24 protein-coding genes are annotated in these 24,550 nt (G+C 60.8%); 15 read left to right on the top strand and 9 right to left on the bottom strand.

Annotated features, from left to right (window positions below; all coding sequences use genetic code 11):
• Positions 1–610: 610 nt before the first annotated feature.
• The 3 genes from AX672_RS00975 to AX672_RS00965 all read right to left on the bottom strand — a co-directional run bounded on the left by AX672_RS00975 (position 611) and on the right by AX672_RS00965 (position 4,255).
• On the bottom strand, positions 611–1,864 hold the full coding sequence (locus AX672_RS00975) for a replication initiator protein A (protein WP_082660526.1): 1,254 nt from the start codon (positions 1,862–1,864) through the stop codon (positions 611–613).
• A 178-nt stretch (positions 1,865–2,042) separates the two neighbouring features.
• Positions 2,043–3,059 carry a ParB/RepB/Spo0J family partition protein gene (locus tag AX672_RS00970; protein WP_058803371.1) on the bottom strand — a complete coding sequence of 339 codons (1,017 nt, stop codon included), beginning with the start codon at positions 3,057–3,059 and terminating at the stop codon, positions 2,043–2,045.
• Positions 3,056–4,255, bottom strand: coding sequence for an AAA family ATPase (locus AX672_RS00965; protein WP_058803372.1), 1,200 nt, complete (start codon positions 4,253–4,255; stop codon positions 3,056–3,058). Before AX672_RS00965 ends, AX672_RS00970 begins: the two co-directional genes overlap by 4 nt.
• A 222-nt stretch (positions 4,256–4,477) precedes the next feature.
• Between AX672_RS00965 and AX672_RS00960 the strand changes: the two genes are divergently transcribed.
• Positions 4,478–8,695 (top strand): strawberry notch family protein, encoded by a 4,218-nt coding sequence (locus tag AX672_RS00960; RefSeq protein WP_058803373.1) that lies wholly within the window; start codon positions 4,478–4,480, stop codon positions 8,693–8,695.
• Positions 8,696–9,009: 314 nt separating this feature from the next.
• Here AX672_RS00960 and AX672_RS00955 read toward each other — a convergent pair whose 3' ends face one another.
• From AX672_RS00955 to AX672_RS00935, 5 genes are all read right to left on the bottom strand, one after another.
• Positions 9,010–9,747: a type II toxin-antitoxin system PemK/MazF family toxin gene (locus AX672_RS00955; RefSeq protein WP_062344765.1), complete on the bottom strand. Its 738-nt coding sequence runs from the start codon at positions 9,745–9,747 to the stop codon at positions 9,010–9,012.
• Between the two features lie 33 nt (positions 9,748–9,780).
• The gene (locus tag AX672_RS00950) at positions 9,781–10,902 is read right to left on the bottom strand and encodes a hypothetical protein (protein ID WP_058818313.1); all 1,122 of its coding nucleotides are present in this window, start codon (positions 10,900–10,902) and stop codon (positions 9,781–9,783) included.
• Positions 10,903–11,585: 683 nt separating this feature from the next.
• Positions 11,586–11,825 carry a hypothetical protein gene (locus tag AX672_RS19245; protein WP_066646894.1) on the bottom strand — a complete coding sequence of 80 codons (240 nt, stop codon included), beginning with the start codon at positions 11,823–11,825 and terminating at the stop codon, positions 11,586–11,588.
• Positions 11,826–11,846: 21 nt separating this feature from the next.
• Positions 11,847–12,797 (bottom strand): ArdC family protein, encoded by a 951-nt coding sequence (locus AX672_RS00940; RefSeq protein WP_058803377.1) that lies wholly within the window; start codon positions 12,795–12,797, stop codon positions 11,847–11,849.
• An 82-nt stretch (positions 12,798–12,879) separates the two neighbouring features.
• A complete protein-coding gene (locus tag AX672_RS00935; protein WP_066646891.1) occupies positions 12,880–14,688 on the bottom strand; it encodes a ParB/RepB/Spo0J family partition protein in 1,809 nt (602 codons plus the stop codon).
• Positions 14,689–14,755: 67 nt separating this feature from the next.
• On the opposite strand from AX672_RS00935, the gene AX672_RS00930 reads away from it, so the two are divergent.
• From AX672_RS00930 to AX672_RS00905, 6 genes are all read left to right on the top strand, one after another.
• Positions 14,756–15,112 (top strand): hypothetical protein, encoded by a 357-nt coding sequence (locus AX672_RS00930; RefSeq protein ID WP_066646888.1) that lies wholly within the window; start codon positions 14,756–14,758, stop codon positions 15,110–15,112.
• Between the two features lie 128 nt (positions 15,113–15,240).
• Positions 15,241–15,801, top strand: a complete 561-nt coding sequence (locus AX672_RS00925; protein ID WP_066114003.1) for a hypothetical protein — start codon at positions 15,241–15,243, stop codon at positions 15,799–15,801.
• Positions 15,802–15,813: 12 nt separating this feature from the next.
• Positions 15,814–16,437 (top strand): DUF6927 domain-containing protein, encoded by a 624-nt coding sequence (locus AX672_RS00920; RefSeq protein ID WP_058803379.1) that lies wholly within the window; start codon positions 15,814–15,816, stop codon positions 16,435–16,437.
• A 16-nt stretch (positions 16,438–16,453) separates the two neighbouring features.
• On the top strand, positions 16,454–16,654 hold the full coding sequence (locus tag AX672_RS00915; protein WP_058456862.1) for a hypothetical protein: 201 nt from the start codon (positions 16,454–16,456) through the stop codon (positions 16,652–16,654).
• A 110-nt stretch (positions 16,655–16,764) separates the two neighbouring features.
• Entirely contained in the window at positions 16,765–17,115 is a 351-nt protein-coding gene (locus AX672_RS00910; RefSeq protein WP_054590611.1) for an antitoxin Xre/MbcA/ParS toxin-binding domain-containing protein, read from the top strand.
• Between the two features lie 4 nt (positions 17,116–17,119).
• Positions 17,120–17,614: an RES family NAD+ phosphorylase gene (locus AX672_RS00905; protein ID WP_058456863.1), complete on the top strand. Its 495-nt coding sequence runs from the start codon at positions 17,120–17,122 to the stop codon at positions 17,612–17,614.
• Between the two features lie 7 nt (positions 17,615–17,621).
• On the opposite strand, the gene AX672_RS00900 is transcribed toward AX672_RS00905, so the two are convergent.
• Entirely contained in the window at positions 17,622–18,119 is a 498-nt protein-coding gene (locus AX672_RS00900; RefSeq protein ID WP_058803380.1) for a hypothetical protein, read from the bottom strand.
• Between the two features lie 67 nt (positions 18,120–18,186).
• On the opposite strand from AX672_RS00900, the gene AX672_RS00895 reads away from it, so the two are divergent.
• The 8 genes from AX672_RS00895 (at position 18,187) to AX672_RS00860 (ending at position 24,507) form a co-directional block, all read left to right on the top strand.
• Positions 18,187–19,473 carry a hypothetical protein gene (locus tag AX672_RS00895; protein ID WP_058803381.1) on the top strand — a complete coding sequence of 429 codons (1,287 nt, stop codon included), beginning with the start codon at positions 18,187–18,189 and terminating at the stop codon, positions 19,471–19,473.
• Between the two features lie 47 nt (positions 19,474–19,520).
• On the top strand, positions 19,521–20,156 hold the full coding sequence (locus AX672_RS00890) for a DUF7007 domain-containing protein (RefSeq protein WP_062344724.1): 636 nt from the start codon (positions 19,521–19,523) through the stop codon (positions 20,154–20,156).
• Between the two features lie 103 nt (positions 20,157–20,259).
• Positions 20,260–21,954, top strand: coding sequence for an ATP-binding protein (locus tag AX672_RS00885; protein ID WP_062344726.1), 1,695 nt, complete (start codon positions 20,260–20,262; stop codon positions 21,952–21,954).
• The gene (locus AX672_RS00880) at positions 21,947–22,318 is read left to right on the top strand and encodes a DUF3768 domain-containing protein (RefSeq protein WP_066646883.1); all 372 of its coding nucleotides are present in this window, start codon (positions 21,947–21,949) and stop codon (positions 22,316–22,318) included. The genes AX672_RS00885 and AX672_RS00880 overlap by 8 nt, the downstream gene beginning before the upstream one ends.
• A gap of 73 nt (positions 22,319–22,391) precedes the next feature.
• Complete coding sequence (locus AX672_RS00875; protein ID WP_058456870.1) at positions 22,392–22,739, top strand: hypothetical protein; 348 nt, start codon at positions 22,392–22,394, stop codon at positions 22,737–22,739.
• A gap of 202 nt (positions 22,740–22,941) precedes the next feature.
• Positions 22,942–23,442 (top strand): DUF736 domain-containing protein, encoded by a 501-nt coding sequence (locus AX672_RS00870; RefSeq protein WP_058456871.1) that lies wholly within the window; start codon positions 22,942–22,944, stop codon positions 23,440–23,442.
• 184 nt (positions 23,443–23,626) lie between these two features.
• A complete protein-coding gene (locus tag AX672_RS00865) occupies positions 23,627–24,142 on the top strand; it encodes a hypothetical protein (RefSeq protein ID WP_058456872.1) in 516 nt (171 codons plus the stop codon).
• Positions 24,136–24,507, top strand: coding sequence for a hypothetical protein (locus AX672_RS00860; protein WP_058456873.1), 372 nt, complete (start codon positions 24,136–24,138; stop codon positions 24,505–24,507). The genes AX672_RS00865 and AX672_RS00860 overlap by 7 nt, the downstream gene beginning before the upstream one ends.
• Positions 24,508–24,550: the final 43 nt, after the last annotated feature.

The following is a 24,550-nucleotide window of genomic DNA, read 5'->3' as shown; positions in this document are numbered from 1 at the left end:
TCGCCACCTCCCCGCCCTGTTGATAACTTTGAAAGCGCGGCTGTGAGCGTGAGGCCAGAGGATCAGTTAGCGTTCCGATTCACATATGATGCGCCGATCCCAAACTTTCTGATCCCCCATTTGCTCCTAGGCTGAAACGAACGTGTTTTCGGAAATGTGGTATTTCCGGTCGAACGTGTTTTCAGGAATGGTTTTTGGAGGCATTTTCCATCGTCCAGATTGAAGGCCGACCTGTCGGGTTTCTGGATCGCAGTGACTGAAGTGGAGCCTCAGGCGATCTGCCAGCTGGCTTGAGCGCTGCACAGTAGATCGCTGATTTCAGTCAAAGATGGACGGCAGAAGCACGGCTGTAGGGTCTATGCCGGTACTCTTGGGCCTAGTCAGCGATTTATTTACCTGGCGCCGAACGTAGACGCGGTCCTCTGATCGGGCGGGCTAAGCGAAGTGATTCCCGAAAACACGTTCGCTAGCTGCCGTGCATGATGAGACTGTTCTTATTCTTACGATAGATCGCTATGCCTGCGGCAGAGCGTAATCAGGCCTGAAGCCGAGCGGCAGCTCTACCAGCGCGCCGGGCGCCGCTACCAAGTCCTGCAGAAGGTCGCGATCTTCAAAAGCCCGGAAGCGTATGCTTGTTGCGCTCGTGGTGCTTCTTCATGAAGCCGTAGAACCGTTTCGAGTAGTTCCTTGGCAACTCATGCGGATTGCTGTTCAAAAAGGAATCGAATTGCCGCATCAGCACATCGAGATCCCAACCAGGACATTCAGCACGGATGGCCTGATAGATTTCGGGGTCAAGAGTGTCCTGAGCGCCCCCTCCCCTTCGTCGTGACTGAGATTGGCTCGCATTGCTGTCCAATGCCGCTGATGCATCGGCTTGCTGTTCGGGGCGCAAGCTCGCGCTTGTTGTTGCAAGGAGCTTGCGCACGAGGGCAGGATCAACGAATTCCTGCGGAGGGCTGACCTTGGCTGCCTTTTCGGGGGTTGCGCGCTGAATGCGCTGGGGTCTGCTCTCCGTGGCGACAGAGCCACTATGTTCGGTTTTTCCAGAAGGTTTTTCGAGATGGCGACGCATCACCATCTTTAGCTTTGGACGCGGCGTCTCTGCTCCAATGACCTCCAGACTGATATCCGGCAGGTTGTTAGCTCGCGCCAATTCAAGAATCTTGTTCTTGAACGAGGGTAGGGAGCTTTCGCTGCCGCTTTTCTGATGAAGAGTTTCGAAGCCAATCGTGAAACCTTCTGGCCCATTGCCACCAGCGTGCTTGCGAGCTGCGCGGTAGAGCCATTTCCCAAGTCCGCTCGTTATCTCGAAATACAGAGGCGAAATCGCAAGGACATTTCGCTTGTCCATGACCCCGTCGAAGAACCACTTAGAAAGCGTGATTTCCATCCCAAGCGAACGCTGGGTTCGCTCATCAACGAGATGAGTATAGCTATCGATCCACGAAAATGTGGTCTCGCGGGATTTGGAGTTCGCTCGGATGTTCGTCTTGATCGTCGTGGCCTGAAGGCGATCAAGCGCTGCGATCAGTCGCTCATAGGCGCGCCCGCTTACACCCCAGCAGATTCGCTTGAGAAGATCGCCAGGTTGAACACGAATGGTCGGCGACAGGTCATTGTCACCCCGCTCGCGCAATTCGTTGAGGTGGGACGCCAGATAGATCATGATATCTGCATCCCAGATGGTCGCCATCCCATAGGCTGGGTTGGCTGATACATGCACGGTGACCGACTTGTCCGGACTGAGGTACTCAATGGGTTTCAGGCGCTTCTTCTTCGAAAGGCTGAAGAAAGGGCGCTGCATGGTCTCCTGATAGTCCCGCAGCGAGATATCGCTGAAATCAGGCAGCGTGAAGAACATCTCGAACTGCACCCGGCGACCGGAGGAGGACTGATCTTTCTCGCTCACGTTCTTCGCCTAGTAAATCTGCCGCTGTCCCACATGTGGGACAAGTGAGCTAAACATATGAAATAAAACGATAAAAGCCACATTTTCAGAGTGGTAAAGGCATGGCCATAGGTGGGTCCAAAACCCTCCTTCATGGGGCAGGCCTTTTCAGAATCTTCGCCTTCTCAATCAGAGGGCGCAATGCATCAAGGATTTCGTCAGCGCTCAAATCAGTGGGGTTGATCGTTATCGTGAGCCCTCGTGCACGATCCTTTTCGATGACACCAATGGACGATCCTGCGGCTTCGATTACGGCTTTCTGGGCACGGCCAGGCCTGCCCGAAACTGCCTTGAGCAGACGGACAACAACCTGAGGGCCAGAAATTGGCTCTTCGTCTCCGGATTGCCGGAAACTTTGTTCCGCAGCGATTTGCTTTGCTGCTTCCTCCATCCTGGGGCGCAGCGATGGGTTGCGTATGGCTGGAAGAAGCTTGTCACCGTACCGGACCTGAAGTTCCATTGGCGAGGCAAATGCGCTTACGATTGTTTGCGGGATCTCTGTCAGGCCGATGTACCGGGCGAGCGTAGATTTCGAGATCTTCACGCGTTCAGCAAGCCGTGCCTGAAGGCCATCGTAATAGGTGTCGACTGCTGCCTTGTAGTTCAAACCGCGTTCTAAGTCTGAGATATCTTCCCTCTCGCGGTTCTCGATATCAGCAAGGCGGAACGCAGCTTCGTCATCGAGATCTTCGATAATCGCTACGAGCTCGATATCCGGGTAGTGATTGGCGTTGAGCCACGCGACAGCCCAGTGACGCCTTGTGCCAATGATCAGTTCGTACTGCAGCTCACCTTGCTGCTTACGACGCACGACTACTGGGATGCGGTTCCCGTTTTCTGCTTGGATCGACTCAATCAGAGATCGCAAACGGGGTTCGGTGAGCTGTTCGTAATCACGGGCGTTTCCCGGCCAGATCGAACATTCTGCAGGTTTGAGCCGGATGGTCGGGCGCTTGACCATCCGCGCTGCTTCCGTGAAGCCTTCAAGCCGACGTGTTGTGAAATTGCGCGATGCAGTTGCCCCTGCAGCGTCCTTGGCTTCAGAGACGGAAGGCTGGTCAGGGGCAGGGGAGGCGAGGGCCTCGCCAATCAATGAACGACGGCTCACGCTGCAACACTCCCTGCCGTGTCAGATGACCGTCTCGAAATGCTCTTCGACGGCCACTGCTCGTGTATTTCGTTCAGAACTTCTCCGAAGACTGCGTTGAGATTGTCCCGGCAACGCTGGTAGGTTGCGTGCGCAGCTGAAGGCTTGCTTTCATAGATCGACCGGAATGCTTGAGTGGCATTCTTGATTTCCTCAGAAGCCAGAATTGGCTGATTCAGCAGGAAATTGGCATATGTGGCCTTCATCATCTTCCACATGTCGGCTTCACCTGGCTTGCTGGGGGTGTAGGCCGAGCAGACGACGCGAATGAACCCATAATCAACAGGCGTTCCGTGATCCTCGAGGATCTCGATATTCTCGGCGATGGTGTCCATGAAATGGATGGTTGAAAGATAGTCGAGCTGCCTTGCCGGAACCGGGATGAGCATACCTGTTGCGGCGGCCATCACATTGAGGCCCAGGAACCCCATGGCCGGCGGAGGATCGAGCAAGACGACGTCGAAGTCCTTGATGATACTGTCGATGCCAATTCGGAGACGCTGAAGTCCCTCGCGCACTGCTTGTCCGCCCTCCGTCAACGTTGCCGTGAGGTCCCACTCTGCATCCTGCAGGCCAAGGCTTGACGGCACTATTTTGATTGTAGGCCAAGCGGTTTCTCGGATTGCCTTCCTGAAATCATCGAATGTACTGCGAGGCGACAGGAAGTTTCCTAAAGTCTCCTCTTCATCGATAAGTGCTTCGGGCTGGATGTCGAACATAGTTGTCGTTGACGCCTGCGGATCGCAGTCGATCACGAGAACGCTATATCCGTTCAGTGCGAGAAAATCGGCGAAATGCTTGGTAATCGTACTCTTGCCGACGCCGCCCTTGAAATTCTGCACGGCTACTACGACCGCATTCTCATGGGCTAGCTTGCCCGGATGAATGTTCAGCGCCTTGCGAATATGAGTAAGGTCTTCGAGCGTGTAATAGCGACGGCCATTGTTAAGCTGCTTCGGAGGCGCGAGACGTCCCTCCTTCTCTGCCTTGGCAAGCGCTTCAGGCGTTCTTCCGACCAATTCCGCTGCCGCCGTAGGCCCAAACGTGATATCCAGGACCTTGCGTTCATCAGGTTTGAACACCACAGCTTTGACCCGATCGCGCATCATTTCGCAGGATCTGGTCATATTTCGCAGTGTGTTCACGGTGTAGGACATGCGTCTGCCTTTCGATGAATCGCAGTTCTGCGACCCAGTTCGTGTTTTATGATCATTTTCGGCGGTAGAAGTCAAACCGATATCTTCGGGATGGTGCCGGTCCCGAATCCTCGTCGCTGCCGGGCACCCCTTGTCGCATAGCCCGTAGTGATCACGGGCTCATAAACCCGAGGCGAGAGGGAAGGGGGATGACCTGATGCGGTTCAGCATCAGGAGCAGACCGTGACCGACCTATTTGAACAATCCAGCCAGAAGCTGGACGCAGCAATCACCGAAATCCAGAACGCCATCGCCACCGGAATGGCGAACAAACAACGCCTGTTTGAGACGATGAGCCAGCTCTACGGGGAGGGCTCCGCAAACGGCGCCTGGAGCCAGAGGGACGCCTTTGACCTGCTCGAGGCGGCATTGACGCGCCACATGGCCGGACTCCTGAGCAAACCTCAGATGCTGACCCAAATTTCGGAGATCAGCGCGCTTATCGAGGCGCTGCCGACACATACGGTCAGAAGTGAAAACCAGCTCAGGTACCAGCAATTCTCGACGCCCGCTGACCTCGCAGCGCTATCCGTGATTTTGGCGCAGCCGCTTGCAACCGATATCGTTCTTGAGCCGAGCGCCGGACATGGCGCTCTGGTGGCAACTTTGCCCGATGTCCGCGCATTGCATCTCAATGAGATCGATCCGCGCAGGCGGGAGAAGCTGGCTCTGCTGTTCCCCCAGGCCACCACCACGGGGATCGATGGAGCCATGCTGGCATCGCATCTCGACGCTGCTGTGCAGCCCAGCCTGATCCTGATGAACCCGCCGTTTTCCCGCTCAATGGGACGAGGAGCAGACGAGTTCGCGGCTGTGCGTCACCTGCGCGCTGCCATAACGCGGATAGGGCAGGGGGGGCGGATCGTCGCGATCATGCCGGACTGGTTCACGACGAGCGCGAAGCTTGCGAAAATCTACGACGACACCTTCGCCTCTTGCACGGTCCGCACATCAATCCGCCTCGATAAATGCTATCACAAGCAGGGCACTAGCGTGGCTGTGCGCTTGTACGTGATCGACAAGATCCCGGGGCAAACCAGACCAGCAGTTTTGGCGCGGGAAACGGTTGCAGACGTGGCGTCTGCGGTTCCAATCATCAAACGCGTGACAGCCCAGCCCGACTGCGAACCGCGCGCGGTGCCGCCGAAAACAAAGCCGGGCGCGCTCTTCAAAGCCATGCGGGCAACGCCGATCACAAAGCCCGTCAAAGCGAGGGCAGCCCAAGCGCCCAAGATCGAAGCACTGGCGTTCAGTACCCTGGACAAGCCGCGCGTTCTCGGTGAGCAAAGCGGGGTCTACATCCCATACCGGCCAAGCCGGATCGACATTGTTGGTGCACGCGAGCATCCGACGCCGCTCGTCGAAAGCGTGGCCATGGGTTCGATCCCGGCACCGATCCCGGATTATGTCCCGGCGCTGCAGGATCGGGTTTTGCAGGAAAGCCTGCTATCCGAGGCCCAGATCGAAACTGTCATCTATGCTGGGAACGCGTGGCAGCAGTATCTGCCTGGCCAGTTCGTTCCGGCTGAAGAGGGCGTAGGCCTCCAACTCGACGAGCAAGGACGGGCCTATCGCAAAGGCTATTTCCTCGGCGATGGCACGGGGGCAGGGAAGGGCAGGCAGATCGCCGCCTGCATCCTTGATGGATGGCTTGCCGGACGCCGGAAGGCCATCTGGGTATCGAAGAACGAGAGTCTGCTCGAAGACGCGCGCCGCGACTGGAGTGCCATCGGCGGCCTTGCTGCCGACATTCAGCCGCTTTCGAACTGGAAGATCGATCAGGCGGTTCCGTTTCGCGAAGGAATCCTGTTCGTCACTTACCCGACCCTTCGGAGCCAGCGTCAGGATGCCACGCGCCTCAAGCAACTACTGGACTGGGCGGGCGAGGATTTCGACGGTGTCATCGCCTTCGACGAGAGCCACGAGATGGGCGGGGTTGCGGGAGGCGAGGGCGCCCGGGGCACGAAAAGCGGATCCTTGCAGGGCATCGCCGGCGTACTGCTGCAAAACAATTTGCCCAATGCCCGGGTTATCTACGCCTCTGCAACCGGGGCCTCGGAGGTCAACAACCTTGCCTATGCCGTGCGGCTCGGTCTGTGGGGACCGGGCACTGCGTTTGCCAACCGCGAAGATTTCATCAGCCAGATCAGGGCAGGGGGCATCGCAGCGATGGAACTCGTGTCGCGCGACCTCAAGGCACTCGGGCTCTATCAGGCGCGCGCGCTCAGCTTTGCAGGGGTCGAATACGACATCCTGAAGCATGATCTGACCGCCGAGCAGATCGCGGTCTATGATACTTATGCGGATGCCTGGGCGATCATCCATCAGAACATGGAGGAAGCGCTGGAGCTCACCGGCGTGGTCGATGAAATCGGCGGCGCAACGCTCAACAGCGGCGCAAAAGCTGCGGCACGCAGCCGGTTTGAAAGCACCAAGCAGCGGTTCTTCAACCAGCTGCTGCTGTCGATGAAGCTGCCAACGCTGATCGCTGCCATCAATCATCATCTGGACCGGGACGAGGTGGTGGTGGTTCAGCTGGTCTCGACTGCCGAAAGCATCCTCGATCGCCGTCTCGACAGCCTTTCGCCAGAAGAGCGCGCGGAGCTCGACCTCGACCTCAGCCCGCTCGACGCTGTGATCGAGTACCTCGAACGCGCCTTCCCCACGCAACAGATGCAGGTATTCGTCGATGATACCGGCACCCAGCGCTCTGCACCGATGTTCGACGAGGAAGGCCGTCCCGTCCACAACCAGACTGCGATCGCCCGCCGCGGCGAGATGATCGAGCACCTGTGCGCCATGCCGCCGATCAAGCCAGCGCTGGACGGGATCATCGAGCACTATGGCCCGGAGAAAGTCGCCGAGGTGACCGGGCGCAGCAAGCGGCTCATAACCCAGAGCGACGGGCAGCAGCGGCTCGAGACCCGCTCGCCGCGGACGAACCAGTCCGAGACCGACCAGTTCATGGATGGCAGGAAGCCGATCCTGGTCTTCAGTGATGCGGGCGGCACCGGGCGGTCCTATCACGCCAGCCTCGATGCAACTTGCCAGAAGCGGCGCATCCACTTCCTGCTGGAGCCTGGATGGCGAGCCGACCGGGCCATCCAGGGGCTGGGCCGAACGCACCGGACGCATCAAGCCAACACGCCGCTGTTCCGGCCTGTGACCACGAACTGCAAGGGGGAACTGCGGTTCACCAGCACCATTGCGCGCAGGCTCGATAGCCTCGGCGCGCTTACTCGGGGCCAACGCCAGACGGGCGGGCAGAACCTGTTTGACCCTGCCGACAATCTCGAGAGCGAATATGCCAAGGCGGCCCTCTCGACATGGTTTGCCTTGCTGGCGGACGGCAAGCTCAAGAGCGCTACGCTGATCGATTTTCAGCGCCGCAGTGGGCTCAAGATCGTCTCCGACGATGGCGTGCTCGAAGAGGACCTTCCGCCGATCCAGCGCTGGCTCAATCGCATCCTCGCGCTGCCGATCGGGATGCAGAATGCGATCTTCGAGGAGTTTCTGGGGTTGGTCGAAGCGCGGGTGTCAGCAGCGCGCGAGGCCGGATCGCTCGATGTTGGCGTCGAAACCCTGCGGGTTGAACAGGCCGATATTGTCGAGGACATAGTCCTTCGGACCGATGAGCGAACCGGCGCCACGTCGCATTTGCTGCAGCTAGCCCTCAAGACCAGAGCACGGCCGATCTCGCTTGAGCGTGTCCTTGAGCGCCGCGACTATGCCGACGGCTGCATTCTGCTCCACAATATCAAGAGCGGGAAGGCGGCCTTGGCCGAACCTTCGCGGCACTTCATGACAGAACAGGGGGATTTGATCCGGCGGGTTATCCTCCACCGTCCGCTTCGCCGCGAATACCACCACTTCGATGACCTCGCCGAATCCGCATGGGAGGAAGTCCCGCGCAGGACCTTCGAGAAGCTGTGGCAAAGCGAGGTTGCGGAGCTTGCCGAACGGCTAACGACGGAGACCGTGTACCTTGCGACCGGACTTCTCCTGCCGATCTGGTCGAGCCTGCCTATCGACTATCTGGAGGTCCGGCGGATCGTGGACGAAGAGGGCAGAAGCTGGCTCGGCCGTATGGTCCACGAACTCGACGTGGCGAAGCTGCTCGAGAAATTCGACATTGCCTCCACCGTTGAACTCAGCCCGGAAATGATCATCAGGTCGCTCGGCGAAGGCCGGACAGTCCCGATCAATCAGCCCTTCGAGGCGACCTTGAAATGCTCCCGCGTGGCAGGCGAGCAGCGCTATGAAATCGTGGGGGTCCCGCCTGAACAGCTGCCTTGGCTCAAGAGCATCGGCTGCTTTACGGAAATCATTGCGTTTCGCACACGGGTGTTCATCCCGACAAAGGCAGCGCTGTCGGTCATAGGCGCGATGTTTCGAGCATGATGAAAAGCAATGCTGGGAACATCGATGCCGGAGCCCTGACGTCCCACGGTTTTCCTCTTGGTCTGCACTATCTGTGCAGCATGGAAGGCCACGAAGTGGGGCATTCCTGTCAGTGTCGGTGGCGTTTGCTAGCAACGGCTCGCGCCAGAATCAGATGTTTCCTGCTTGTTCGCAACGACGAGTGAGGCTGGCCGGTTGGGGAGGGCGACAGTGCTCGTAGCACCCTCGGCGCAGCCGAAGCCGATCAGCTTCGACAGTTCGGGTCAGTCGAGTGGATGGAGTCAGCGACGTGACCGCATCACCGACACCGCTGCCTACTTCTTTCTCAGCGTCAGGGTGTTCGGCCCCAAAGCCTTTGCAGGTACGGCAGGCGGTACCTGAACTGGCGTGGCCCCCGCCGCTACAGCGGTCTGCGCAGGTCCGAACGCAGCGCCCAGAACCTTTTGCACTACCGCGAAGATCGCGGTCAGATCGTGCGGCTCTACCTTGGGAAAGACAGCCTTCCCATTGTGGACCAATGGGCGGAGGCGGTTGATGTTGACCGTGTAGAGATGGTCGCAGACGACATAGGCGATCCGCCCTGCAGCCTGCCCTTTGGGATTGGGATTCCTGGAGAGCTGATGAAAGTTCGTCCCCGCTTTCTGCTGCGCGCTCGTAACGGGCAGGATAATGCAGGTGTCGTGTAGCGAATTGGCCGCGCGAATAACAATGCCAGGGTGCTCTTTCACGAACTCGGGCGCATAAGCGTCGTGCGGAAAATCGATCCAATACATTTGGCCCATGCGCGGTCGGCTTACGATACGCCGTTCGCGGCGGCTGATTGGCACATAGCCCGCTTTGATGATCTCATGATGCAACGGAAAAGGATGCCCGGCTTCCGTCAGTAAATGGGCCACGTCCGGCATGTTTGTGAAATCGATCGGCACATAGCCCTGTGCCAGCAACTCTTCGTCTGTCGGGATTGGCACATAGCCCGCTGCAAGCAGTTCGGCCTCGGTCGGGAACGGCACTTCCATAGTCGGCTGATCATCTGAATTGTCGTCATTCGGCATGGAGAGGCTGCTTTTTCCCGGCGGTTGGTTGTCTCATTGCGGCGTGCTGGTATTCATTGGTCGACTATATTCACCCCGTAGCGCATCGAGTGCTATTTGGGTGTAGCCAGCTTCGTAGATTTCGATCTGGGTTCGGCGCTTGTAATAGGAAAGCCGACGACCCGGCGTATCCGCCTCGATCCGCATACGCGCCACGCCCCGGATACCTGGCGCGCGACGATGCTGCGCGAGGGTCACTAACATGTCGATGCCATAGCGTTCGAGCAGGTTGCTGCGCTCTTCAGAAAGATTGGCCGCAGCGTCGAGCATCGTGCGGGTGAGCTGATAGACATCGTCACCCTCACCCTGATGATACAGGGCGCCGGGATCGACTGGAAACAGCGGCTCGGCATCCGATTCCTCGCTGTCGAAGATCCATGCTTCATACCAGACGGCCCCGATCTTCTCGAGCATCGCCACCCGCGCCCAGAAATCCCCCCAGGCTCCATCCTTGTTGCGGCTTTTCGAGCGATGATAACTCGCCCAATCACCTTTCGCAGACTTCGACCCACCGACGAGGCGAAGTGCCCAAACGGAATGGATGCCGATCTCAAAAACCTTTCGAGCAGGATAATCGTCGGGCGGGGTCTGGCTCAACGCGCCGATTGGCACACCGAATGTCGCATCGAGCTGGACCAAACCATAGAGGTCCACCAGCATTCGCAGTAAGAGCGCGTCGCCGGTCTCGCGGACACGGCGAAGCATTGAAGCCTCAGTTTCAATTCCCGTTACCAACGCGACCGGCAGAAAGATGGGGTCGCTGTCGAGAGGGATCGGCTGCAGGCGATATTGCGGATAGAGCTTCGTCGAGCGGTCGGTGTGCGCAACGAACCCATGCTGGATCAGCTCGTCGATCGCGACCTTGGCCCGTGGCTTGCCCATTCCTGCATGCTGTTCGCAAGCCTTGGTCGACCATTTGCTGAGCTGATGGTCGCTGCCGGTCCCGGCAAGCAGCACAATATATGCGGTGACGAGGTTCAGCCTGTTGTTAGTCTCAACCTCCCATAGGCGTTCCCATGCTGCGCGATCAATGGCAAGAAAGTTGCCGCCTCGCCCCTTCCCCCGAATGCGATCGGCACCGACTGATTCGGCTTCACGGGACGCCGAATCGTCCAAAGGCGCATTTTTCGATCGTTCCACGAGGGCGTGGTAACACGTCTTTCTGTCCCCATCAAGGTATTCAATGCAATCAAGGGTATCAAGGCAATCAAGAACAATGGAACATATCAAGGGAATCAAGGAAAATGGATCATGCCGTATAACGGCCTGGCTCGCAAGGAATGTCTGAAATCAGGGACTTAGGATTCAAACGCGAGTTGAATTTTAACGCCTTTGGCCTATATAGAACTCACAGCTCAGGCTGCTCGGCTTAACGGCCTTTTGGAATTACACCGCAAGGTGCTCGGGGAGAGCTTCGCAAGAGGCTCTCCCCTTTCCTCATCCAGATTCCTTTAGCATCAAGCGCTTTCCGATCACCGATCGCGCATTGTGCGTTCAGCTCTCGCCTTCAGGCAGGTGCTGTCGAGAAGCGATGAAAACTGCCTTTCAAAGCTCGACTAGCTAACGTCGCATTCTGGCTCAAAGCCGGTCTGGTTACGCCGCGAATGGTGGCCATCCCAGAATCGCGAGCTCCAACCCTTTCGGCATTTTGTTCTTTTATGAGTCGCTCCGTCCAGCTCAAGACCATGTTATGCTGTTCACCCTCAGGGGAGAAGATGGTCAACTCTTAGTCCTGCGTGAAACGCAGATCGGAAGGGGAGGGGGAGGGGATGTGTGCCCGGGTGATTGCCGGGTGCACATCAGGAGCGACCACGATGCTTATTCCCTTTTCCCGGCTCTATCTGAGCGATGCCAATGTGCGCAAAACGCGCAGCGAAGAAGACGATATCCAGCTTTCCGCCGACATCGAAGCGCGCGGCCTTTTGCAGAACCTGCTGGTCACCAGGAGCAAGAAGCGCGGCAAGTTTGCCGTGATCGCCGGTGGCCGGCGATTGCGGGCCATCGAGATGATCGTCACGCGCGGTGCCTGGGTGAGGCAAACGACCTCCTGCGGTGCCGGCTCAAGCAAAAGCCGGAACTGGCGCCGTCTCATCGGCTTCCTCCCCCTCTTCGCCGGCAGGTTCGCTCTGGAAGCCCGAATAGGCCGCAAGATGGTTGAACGCCTGATCGGCCTTCGCGGCTGCGGTGATGATCGCCGTCTTGTCGGCCTTGAGGATCTCCAGCCAGTGCGAGACGTAGCTGGCATGGCTTTCGTGAAGGTCTGCCGGCAGACCCAATTCATAGCAAATGCGCGCACTCACCTGCTCGGCCACCAGCTCCTCGAAAGCGTATGCCTTGTCGCCGAAACGCTTGCCAAACTCGCGGGCGAGCCGCGAGGCATGGCCCGACCAATGCCCGAGTTCATGCGCTTTCGTCGCCACGAACCCGTCTTCGGTGTTGAAGACATTGGGGTGCGGAAGCTGAATATAATCAGCGCCCGGCGAGTAGAACGCGCGGTCTCCGCCGAGGCGTATGTCAGCCGGAACGGGTGAGAAGAAGCGCTCGATGGCAGCGGCCTTCTGCGAGGGCGTCGGCGGCGCTTCAGGCACCGGGCTCGGATAGAAATGCGGCGGCAGCCCGTCGATTTGCGATGCGTTGAACACACTGTAGGCGCGCATGAACCGGATTGTTTTCGAGGATTCCTCGCCGGTCGCCTGGTCGATCGCAGTCTTCTTCGTGCTGTTGAAGTAGATGCTCGGCTCGGCGGTCTCGCCCTTGCGCACCTTTCCGCCAAGCTCGATGGCTTGCCGCCAGGTCATCCAGTAGCGCGAGCCATAACCATAATGGTCGGCGACCGCCCAAAGATAGAGGCGGTTGATCCCTGTGTAAGGGACGCCTGCCGCGCGCAGCGGCGCTCCGCCCATCCCAGTCTTCTTCCAGGGCCGGCGCCAGGGCAGCGTTCCGGCCTCGATTGTAGCGATGATCAGATTGGTGATTTCCTGCGCGACGTCGCGCTTGGGTCTTTGGCGCATTGGCCTGCTCCTCAACAAAAAGAGGCCCAGCTCACTCAGGCGAGTGGCCGGGCCAGGTCATCAGGAGGGGTGATTTGCCGCCTCAGGCGGCTACCGCCGCTTCTTCACAGGCGACTTCAGGTTGATGGTCATTGATAAGCTCGTCGGCCTCGCTATCGGCTTCAGCTTCAGGTTCAGCGCCATCGCCATCGCAGGCGCCGGAGACAGGGGCGCTTTCGTCGGTGTCCGGGATGACCGGATCAGCGGGGTTGGCACCAATCGTGAACTTCATGCCTTCGGGGAGCCAGGCCAGCGCTGCTTCCTTGACGTCCTGTTCAATGATCGCCTTGCCGGCGAAGATCGTCTCGCAGGTCTTGGCAAGGTCAGCCTTCTTCGATGCGGCATAACGCGCCGCAAGATCGCTGCCGCCGACTTCGGTCAGTGCCGCAAGACACGAGGTCTTGCTCACCCGGTCGAAGAAATTCTCGGCTGTCGGGCGCCACATTGCTGCAACGTCAATGTCGAGCATGCTGCCGATGACGGCATGGATCGGATGGTATTCCGAACCATAGCCCTTCTTGGCTTCGAGCGAGATGGCCACCGCATAGGCGAGCCACGCCGCCTTGGCTTCGTCGGCAAGTTCGCGAAAGGCAATGAAGCGCTGCGCCGCACACCCATGTTCCTGCCATGCCTTGTCGAGCGCGCTTTCGGCCTCGGCGAGAATCCCTTCGGCTGTGGACTGCGGAAGTTCTCCGGTCGCCGGATCGCTGGGGTGCCCGCCCCTGATCGAGGTTCCCCGGCTTTCATAGCTGCGGCTGTCAGCCAGCGCGAAGATGGCGAAGTCGAGCGCGAGCCCGGCATCGCTGAGGAGGGATGCCGACAGGATATTACGGCGCTGCACGGAAAGCTCGTCGAACAGACGGGCGCTGATCGGCTTCTCCGTGCCCGGCGCAACTGCCTCGGGTCTGGAAGGTGCAGCGCTACCGCGCTTGGTGGAACCTGACACCGGCTCTTCGGCCGTCGCTGTCACCTTGCCATTCTCATCGGTCTCGAACGACAGGCGCTTTTCGCTGTAGTAATCGGCCTCGAGCACCATCTCGCCGCGGGTGGTGAGAACCAGGAACCGCCCGGCCTCACTGCGCCATTCTTCGGGCAGTTCGCGCACCGGGTTATTGAGGTCGCTGCGCTCAGCATCGAGATCCTCATACTCGGCCTCGAGCTGCCCGAAATCGGCCCCGTCGCCTTCAGGGCCGCCTTCATGGCCTTCGTCGATGATCTCGCTGATTTCTTCCATGCGGGCATCGATCGCGTCAATTCGGGCTCGTGCTTCTTCGGACAGCGGCGCGGGCGGCAGCCGGACAGCATTGACGCCCATTTCGCTGCGCGCCTGCCATGAATTGGTCGACGCCACTGGGCTGATCCAGGCAAGGCCAGTTTCAGCAGCGATCCGCTGGGCTTCGGCCTCCATTTTCTCGGCCGCAAGCCTGTGGGCGATCTCGATGTCGATCCAGCGATCATCTGCCGCTTCGCTGAAGAGGTCGCGTTCGATCTTCCCGCCGGCGGCCACATAGGCATCTTCGCCGATCAGCAGCGCAATCGGGTCATTGCCGCGCATGGAACCGTTCGCCACCATACGCCGGATGGCATCGGCGCTTGGGTTATAGGCGTAGCGCATCTGCTCAAAGACCCGCAGTTGCACCTCGTGCTGGTCGGTCGCTGCGTAGGCCTTGGCGATCTCGAGTGTGACATCGCCTTTGGCGAGTGCCTCGAAAATCGGCTCGGCAAGGTTCGCTAGCCGCAAGCGGCCTTCCACGAAGCGCAGGGTGAGGCCGAAGCGTTTGGCGACCGCGGCAACGTCGCTGCCTTCCTTGATAAAGTGCTGGAAGGCCCGGCATTCCTCAGCCGGTGACATCCCGACGCGCTGGAAGTTCTCGGCAAGCGAGGCCTCGCCTGCTTCCTCTTCGCTGCCTTCGAGCAGCTTGCATTCGATCTCGGTATCGGGGGCCCAGCTTCACCGTTATGCGGGCGATGTTGCAGGCCGGAGGAGGGCGCCGATCGGCGAGGAGCTGGACCAGCATATCGCAGGCCTGTTCCCCCAGAGGGACCCGCGCCAGGTGCTGGACGGCCTTCTCGGCAAGGGGGGCGTCGGTTGGTCGCTTGGCACAGTTCCGGGTCAAGGCCGATCGCTCATCATCCTGACAACCGAGGCGGGCGTTGCGGTCTCGGCAATAGCGAGGATCCTCGAACAGATTGCGCCAGGGGCGCTCCTGCGACCGATGATCTACGAGCCGTTGCTGCTGGAGAACCCGAGCGAGCACTGCGGCAGCCTGCATTGAGGAAAGGGGGATGGGGCCATTGCATCTTGCAATGGAAAGGAAGCCTCATGTCCTGCGACATTGATTACCGTTACCGCCGCGCACTCCAGCCCGATGGGCTGACGACCTTCGAAAATGCGCTGCGAGCATTGAACGAGGCCGTGGATGATGTCCGTCTGGCAGGCCGGCAGGCCGCAACCTGTCCGGCAGTGCTGCTGCTGACGCGCCACCTTCAACGCATTGCTGACGGAAGGCCGACCGAATGTGAGGCAGACGACCAGGCTCTGCGGTCCCAATGCATTGAACGCCTTGCCGAGCTCAAACACAGGCCTGCGATCATTGCGCTGGTCAAACGCGGGATCGACTATCGTCCCGAAGAACTGCGCCACTACCGGCGCGAGGGCACGCGGGCGCTGCGCCAGATCGCAGCAGGGATCGGGCTCGAGCACGCCGATTATCGCATCAGCTATTACACCTCACAGGAACAGCTCGCGGGCGAGCATGTGCTGGAAGCCGACGGGATCTACGTCCGGATCAGCCCGGAAAGGTTCGGCGAGCCGGGTCTCGCCTGGCGCAACCCGTTCTGGAAACCGCCTGGCGCGGTGATGCGCAAAGCGCCGATCACCGCCCTTGCAGACATTCCCGCACTCACGGCGCGGATCGCGCGCGAATTGAAGATCGCACCTCCGGCGCAGCCGGGGCTCATCTGAAGGAGAACACGCATGGGCTGGCTTTACATGCACCGTGCCGGAATGGGGGGCTTCGACACTCCCAAGGCCTATCTTGACAATCAGCTCACATGGGAGCGCGAGAATGAAGAAACCGGCACCTTCGAAGGATGCCGGGTCATCAGAAGCGTGTCCACAACCGGTGCCTACTACGCGGCTGTCCAGCGCTATGGACCGAACAACCAGACCCACGCCATCTCCGCGGTGATCTGTCTGGTCCGCTGGAACCCCAAGGCAGCCGACGGCCTCCTGTTCGGCTACAAGGACATGGATGAAAATTCAGGACCGGTGGAGGCCGGGTGCCCCAGAAGTGTCCTGGAGGAGTTGGGGCCAACCAGTCATCCTTATGCCCTCGACTGGCGCAACCGGTGCTACCGCCAGCTCCGGCTCAAGGAACGCAAGATCGCCGATGGCGACATGATCCGGCTGCCTGAACCGATGAAGTTCACCGACGGCACCGAACACGCTGAATTCAGGGTGACAAAGCGCGGCGCGAAAATTGAACTCAGCACGCCCGATGGCCGAGGCCGGTTTCGCATCAGCAGATTGATGGAGCGCCGATTTGAAGTCGTGCCCCCAAAGCGCGCGGTGCGCACATTCTTCCCGGCGACGCCGTAACGCTCGGGAGGTGATCATGCTGCCTCAGAGCCTGGACCCCAGAAGGGCGATCCTGTGCGGGCGCGCCAATGCCGAGCGTGTCGCCATTCGGATGACCGCAAATTCCGGGCAGAGCCATGCCGTGGTGAGGACGGACAGCAAGCTCCAGCCCTTTTGCGTTCTGCCTGCAGAAGAGGGCCTTGCCGGCGCGATCGAATTGCAGGTCGTGGTTTTGTAAGAGCGGGTAACCTCTTCGGCAAAACGGGAACACCTGCTGGGTTTGACACCCAAACCTTGATTACCGCAGATATTGACGCTATATCGCGTCAGAATTCATGGGAAAGTGCAATGGCGATTCAAAACTACGCTGACAACGGCGCGTTTGCTCCGCGCAAGATCGTCGACGCGCTGCGGACGACCAGCGACGAACTCGCACGCTCGCTGGGCCTCGGCAAGGATGCGATCCAGCGCAAGGACCGGATCGCGTCCGACCGGACGCAGCGCCGCCTTCGCCAGATGGTCGAGGTGCTCAACAAGGTCGAGCCGCGCTTTGGTTCGGCGTTGTTGGCCTATGCCTGGTACCGCTCGGAACCACTGCCGGGTTTCTCGGGCCAGACTGCCATGCAGCTCGTGCAGAGCAACCGGGCCGATGACGTGCTGACCTATATCGACGCGGTCGACGCCGGCGTCCACGCCTAGTCCAATGCACTTTACCGGGCTGCTCTACCGCGCCCACAATCCGGTCTGGTCCCGTGAACCCCTCTCAGGGGAGGGGGCCGCCCGATTTGGCGGACGGTTCAATCGCATGGGGCGCACGGCGCTCTATACTTCCCTCGCCCCTGAGACCGCGCTGCGCGAGGCCAATCAGGCTGGCACGCTGCAGCCCACCACGCTGGTGGCCTATCAGGCCGACATCGGGCCGCTGCTCGATGGCCGGGACACGGCTGCATTGCATCCCTTCGGCATCACACCGGCTGAACTCGCCGACCCGTCATGGCGTGATCGGATGCTCTCCGGCAAGCCGGTCCCGACGCAGGACCTGGCGGAGGCCGCGATCGCGCAAGGCTATGCTGGCATCGTTGTCCCGAGCTACGCCCGCGGCGCCCCCGCAGACGCGCTCAATCTTGTCCTATGGGACTGGGACGGGCGCATCACGCTTGTTGATGACGACGACCGACTTGGCCTTCGCAATAACTGATGGCCTCTTATTCCTCGATCATCCCTCCGAGGCCGGGATCGAGATACCACGATGGGCCTTCGGTAAAGTCGGCGTTGCGGGCAGGAACAGGGCCATCAGGCTCTGACGAGACGTAAGGGTTGACCATCGGTGCCGGGTGCTGGCCCGAGCGCAGAATGTGGCCCGACATCTGGCACCGCGGCCCGAGGAGCTCGAAGAGCCATTCGAGATCGTCGAGCATCTGGACAACCCCGCGCCCTGCCAGTGCATAGTAGAGGCAGCGCTGATAGTCATCGCAATGGCAGGACAGGATCTGCGTCAGCCGAGCCTTGGCATTGGGCAGGCCCTGAAACACGCCCTGCAAGGTCTCATAGAGCTCGCGCGCTGAGTAATAGGCATCGAACGGCTCCACTCCGATCGAGGCATTGGCGAGCATACGCTTGGTTGGACGGCAATTGGGATCAAGTGCCGCGTCGCGCAGCGTGACATCGAGGTCGAACTTGCCGATATCAAAGACCTTGTTCATTATTCATGGGCTCCTGCAGATTATGAACATAACGTGAACAAACGACAGGGTCAAGGCGTCATCATGCATGTGGCTGGTAGGTAAGGACACCACAGGAAAGACCGGCAGGGTCGCCATCAGCGACGAGCTGAAGGCTGCGCTGGTGCGCTGGTATACAGGCCGGGGCAGCGAGGCCGACCACCGCGCTTGCGTCTCACTGGTCTCGACCGCGCGAGAGAACCACAAGTGGATCGCCTGCGATTGCCTTGGGGCAGAGCGGCCGCCGCCGCTGATGAGCGCGGCCTATCTCAGTTTTCAGGAAACCTATTACCTCCGGCGTCTTACCTCGCGGCCAGGCCACGAGCCGGGCTGCCCGTTTCATCTGCCGCAGGCGCCACCGCGCATCCGCGAGACCGTGAAGGATTCGCTCTATGCCATCGGCCTTCCAAAAGGCCTGTTCAGCGCACACCAGAAGGCGCCGGAGAAGCTTGCACAGAGGCCAGAGGACATAGAGCCCGACGACCGCTCACGCGGCGTCGCGATCCCGCGCCTCGGCAAGCTGCTCTGGTTGCTGCTCGAACGCGCAGGCTCGAATATCCTGCGCGAATTACCGCCCAGCGGCAGGCGCGCAGGCTCGATCAGCGAAGAAATGCGTCACCTCAAGCGCGCCGCTCAGGGCCTCGAAATCGCGCCGGGCATCCGGCTGTCGGATCATCTCTACACCAACGCGATCGATTACGAGAAACGGCGGGTCCATGCCCGATTGCGGGCTGCGGCCGAGACCTGGCCGCCCGAGTTTGCACCGCAAGCCTTTCTGCTTCTCGAAGCGAGCGAGGTCACATCGAGCGAGGTGGTGACGGGGCTCGGAACTGTCGAAATCCGCAACCGCATCCAGCACACCGGGATCATCCGCGCCGAGGTCGAGCCCCCATTTCTGGTGCTTGCTGTCGTCGGCGAGCACAGCCGGCGCGAAGGATACCTGGCGCTGCGGGCATATGCCCAGCCTGTGTTCAGCGGAAACCAGTTCGTGCCCGCCGAGCGCGACCACGATCGCGATGTGCTGCGCGCGCTCCAACAGGCCCAGTATGAACTGCGTCGCCTCGGCGTCAGGATGGCGGTCAAGAAGGTCCTTTTTGACATCACGCTGGGTGCTGGCTCGGCGAGGCCGGATTTCCTGGTGGCGCTGCTCGATGAGCATAGCGGGGAGGAATGCAAATTCGCGCTCCAGATCCTGCAGTCGGATGATGCCGACTATCTTGAGCTGTGCAGCATCGAGCGCGAGCGTCTCGCTCAGGCAGGGCATGTCGTATGCCTGTCGGTCAGCAGCGTGACGCCTCAGAAAATTATCAGCGAAGCCCGCCGCATTCTCGCGTGAAGGGGAGGGGGAGGATTTGAGCGAACCTGAAGAAGGAGAGTTCGCTCATGACATGCTTTGCTCCGTCGCCGCGCCCATCGACATCGATCTGGGGTGCTGTCCAACAGGCCGATCAGCTTGGCCCCGGGATTTGGTCGGTGATGACCGCCAGCCACGGCGGCATCATTCTGTCCGATCAGAGACAGGCCGCCATGCCGTCAGCGCTACAGATCGACGGAGGGTCCTACGAAGAAGACTGCGATTGGGCGCTCCCGATCCTTGCCTTTTCCAGCGAGCTTGATGGGCAGGGCTCCTGCTCTGCAGGCTTTCTGCAGCTTGCCCGCGATACCGCCAAATGTTGGCATCCGGACCGCTTCAGTGCCTTTACCGGCGAGGCTGTCGAGGAGAATGCCTCCACGATCCTGCGGACGCGTAAGGCCTACATCGCCGCCATCGGCGAGTTCTGCGTCACCAGCGCCTGGGGCGATTGGGCCGAATGGGTGCCGGAAGGCAAGGTTGGCGTGATTGCCCGGCAAGTCGAGCGCGTCGATCACATTGGCCGGCCAACCTATGGCGAGGCTGAGGTCTGCGCGCTGATCGCGAAGGACCTCTACGCCGCGCGCGGCGAGGTCACAGCGCTGCGGGATACGGCGCACGAGATCATTCCGATGCCCGAGGCCCTGCGACCGAAACGAGTGGGCTGAAGAGCAGGCCGAGGACCGCCCGGCTCTGGCCAGGCATCGATCCGCCGATCTGGAGGGAAGGGGGAGGGGAAGGGCGAACCAGTGCGATGAAGGACCCTTTGCCATGAACCCGACAGTCATCCGACCCAGCGTGAGCCCGAAGACTATCACCAAAGTCACGCGCCTCTTTAACGGCACCATCGGCGATATCCTCGGCGAGCTCCTCCAGAACAGTCGCCGCGCTGGCGCATCCCGGATCGATATCGCCTGCTGCGCCGATCAGGACGGAGCGCGATTGACCCTTGTCGATGATGGAACCGGGGTCGCCGATCCCCAGACCATGATTGCGCTGGGGGATTCGGGCTGGAGCCAGCACATCCATGAGGCCGAAGACCCGGCAGGCATGGGTGTCTTCAGCCTGGCGGGCAAGGACACCCGGATCAGCTCACGTCATGGCGGTGCCGACACCGGATGGTCGGTGCATGTCCCCGCGGATGGCTGGACCGGCGCGAAGGACATTGCCGTGGTGCCCCTTGCTCGCCCGGTTGGCACGACCATCACCTTCCTGATGCCCGGAGTGAGTGAGCAGACGACCGAGCGGATTCTGCGCGAGGTCGCGAAGTTCTATCCGCTGCCGGTCTTCTTCAATGGCGCGCAAGTGCCGCGCGAGGACTTTCTCGCCAAGGCGATCTACATCGCCGAATGGAACGGCAGCCAGATCGGGGTGTTCGAGGGGCGCGAATACAACCAGGATCCCACCACGAACTTCCATGGCATGGTGCTCACCCGCAAGCTTGCCAGCGTCTCGGAAAGCCTTGGCGGCAAGACCTACCATGCCCGGCTCGATATCGGGGCCACCCCGGGCCTTGCCCTTGTGCTGCCGGCGCGCAAGGAATTCGTCGAGAACGCCGCATTTGCGGCGCTGCAGACAGCGTGCAAGCGCACGATCTATGCCGCGCTGGCGCACAGAGGCCAGCACCGGCTTTCCTTCGAGAACTGGAAGGAAGCGCGCGATCTGGGGGTCGCCCTGCCGGAGGCCGACCCCTGCCTGCCCCGCTGGCATGCGGCCATCGCGGAGAGCGACAACGTCAATGTCGAGTATGAGGAAGTCGCAGCAGGTGCGGACACGATCCTTGTCGCGGATCTTGAGCCCGATATTGCACAGGGACTGGAGCGCGCGCTGCGCGAGCACCCCTTGCGAGCGCACCTCGTCGAGAACCATCCTGCCTACGCTGGCTATGGCTGGTATGACGCGCTGCATCAGCTCGGAAACGTGCGCTTCTATGTTGCTGCCGGGGAGCAGGGCCACGTCATCGCCGAGAACGGCAGCTTCCCGCCGCTCAATGACCATGTGCGTGCAGAGACGATCGAACTGAGGTTCTGTGTCTCCCACCGCGCCAGCGAAACGCAGCGCGAGGAACGGATCCCGGCAGATGTGGCCTTTGTCGTGGGCGAGGATGGCTGGTACAGCGGTGTCGATCAGATCCGCATCGCTTATGTGCTGGGTCCGGCGCTGACCCCCGAAACGCTGGTCGATCTGATCGAGAACGTCTGTTTCTGCGCGAGCGACGACAGCGAGGCCGACTCCTGGGACACCCAGCACGAGCACTTCTTGCGCGATGCGCGCGAACTCGCGGCCCGGGTGCTGCTCGGCGAGGACGAGGCCATCGCGGCGCGCATCCGCGACACGCTCGCCGGCATCCTGTGGGTCATTCCCAAGGATCGGCAGGTCGCCATTACCGTCGCCCCGGGGACCGCGATCGATGTTCAGCTATCCGCTTGTTGCCTCCTGGATCGGGACGAGACCTCCAATGCATGACACATCCGACATCTCTTGCGCACGGCAACGCACCGAGCACATCGCGCAGCTCAATGATGCAGCGCGTCAGGGCCGTGACCGCACGGCCCGCATCGTCATGACATCCGGGCTGCTTGCAGAACTCGGCGGCGACACCGCGGCAGACAGCATGATGGCCCAGGCTCGGTTGATGGCCGCTCTGCGCCATTGCACCTTCGCCCCGGATTCGCCCGAGCGAGACTTTGCAAGCATGGATGTCGATGGCATCAAGGTGCTGATGAAAGTCGATTATTACGACACCGAACTGGCGTTCGGGTCAGAGGATCCGGCCAATCCAGCGATGACACGGCGCGTCGTCACGCTGATGCGGCCTGCGGACTACTGATCATTGTGAGGGACAGGCATATCGCTGCGTCACCCGGCAGCCGCCCAAAACCTGATGGGGAGGTAAAAAGCGCATGAGCAGACACAAAGTACCGCTTCGTGACGGGGTTGCGGCGGCAAGTGCCTATGTTGGCTGGGACCGCCCCTTGCAGACATACTTTGCGCAGGTTCTGAGCGCGCCTGACGAGGACGGGGAGGAGACCGAACTCGTGTGGGTCGGCACTGCCTTCGGCGAGCTGCCCCGCGCGGTTGACGCAATCCGCGTACTCGAACCCTACTGCCAGATCGAGGCAAGTCTTGCCGCACAGCTAGAGATCGACAGGATGGCATGCCTCGCCACGCGCGACGGACCCAATCAGCTCGAAGCCAAGGCTTTCATGGCGCGTGTCAGCCAGATCAAGGACACCGAGCCGGAAGCTTAGGTCGGCACGGACCGCGCATGGCTCGAAGCAGGGCCGGTTCATCTCCAAACCACACATCGAGGCTCCTCAGCCCTCTGGGCTGGACAGGATGACGCGCGCCTGCGGTGGCTGGCGCACGGGCCGGGCCACGGGCCCGGAGGAGAGGGGGGATGGGAGAAGGTGTTCCGGACAAGGGGTTCGGACAGCATCAGGAGAATGTGACATGAACATCGGCACCCTCAAGGCCAACGCAGAAGGCGTTCACATCGGCCGCATCACCACCCTGACCTTCAGCGCAACGGTTGCTCTGCGGGCCTTCGAATCCAGCAATGAGCGCGCACCCAAGTTCGACCTTATGGCGCTCTCGGCGGACCGCCGCAGCTGGGTCAAGATCGGCGCGCTGTGGGAATACTCGTCGAACGAGACCGGTGAATGCTTCCTGTCGGGCCAGATCGACGATCCCAGCCTCTCGGCGCCGATCCCGGTCGCCATGTTCCAGCAGAACGACGGCAGCTTCAATGTCGCCTGGCGGCGTTCGAAGCCCAAGGCGTCGCTCGACGGCTTCGGCAGCGAGAGCGAAGGCGCCCTGCCGCCGCTCACCGCCACCGGCGACGAACCGGCCAGCGACCGCAGCGTTGACAGCGCCGCTGCCACCGGCGACGGTCTGGGCGAAAGCACCGCTCCGGCACCCAAGGGCAAGACGCGCGTGAGCGTCGACGCCTGACCGGGACAAGCCCCCCGTGACCGGTGCCGCGACCCGCGCCGGTCACATCGGGAAGGCCCGTCCGCGCATTTGTCGCGGGCGGGCCTTTTCTTTTGCCCGCTGCTGTCGGGCTTGGCAGAACTGCTGAAGGAACTCGGCCCACAAGAGGGAAGGGGGAGGTGCCGTTCGAGCAAAGGAGGCTTGAATGGCACAGACAAACTGGACTCTCGATCTTGGCGGGGCTCCGTGGAACGAAGACTGCGCGCAGATCGGCCACACCCTAAACTTCGACCTCGTGAATACTGCCGAAGCCATGCTCTACAGGGCTGCGCTGATCGCGGTAGCTGGCTTCCCGCCTGCCGGCATCACCTTGCGGATCAAGGCCAACGCCCATGACTTCGGAACCTACCGGACGGTCGAGGCGCGCATCGACGACGACCAGGACGATGGCAGCCATGCCAGCTATCTCGAGACCCTCGAGATCGGCATCGCCTTCTGGCATCAGGCCGGGTTCGCACCGCCTGAATTTAGCAAGCTGACGGCCAGCGATCAGCTTGTGAGTTTCGTCGTGGATGCCGTCGCAAGCGCGCTGCGGATCACACGGCCGAGCACCACCGGGGCATTCTTTCCAGAATCCTCCGGGCCGATCCATCGCAACCTCACCGCAGCCTTTCCGGAAGCGGCACAGCGCGCCTTTTCCGAAGGGGCCGTGCCATGCTGACCGACAGCGAGCGCTTCGCCTTCAGCGCCTGGCGAATCCATGCCTTCGCCTCGACGGGCAATGCCTACGACGCCGTGCAGACCGACGAGACTATTGCTGCTGGGGATACGCTGCTCATCCTCGATGAGAGGGTTGTCGGTGTCGCGATGACCTGGCCGTTTGCTATCACCGCAGAGCCGGGCAAGCTTCACGCGGTCTGTGAGCCATGCGCTGGTGAAACCCTTGGGCACATTGAAACGGCGCTAGATGTTCCAGACGGGTCAATCGCGCGAGCCTGCCGCCTCGCACGGACACTGGGCTTTGCGATTGATGCGGGCCTCGTCCCCTTGTTGCCTGAGCTGCTGGCGGCAGAGGTGGACGGCTAGCGCGGCAAGCGTCGCCACAGAAATCTTGCTATTTTGGCAATAA

The sequence above is a fragment of the Sphingomonas sp. CCH10-B3 genome (assembly GCF_001556185.1).
GTDB classification, from domain to species: Bacteria; Pseudomonadota; Alphaproteobacteria; order Sphingomonadales; family Sphingomonadaceae; genus Sphingomonas; species Sphingomonas aquatica.
This window is presented reverse-complemented; position numbering and strand designations above follow the sequence as displayed.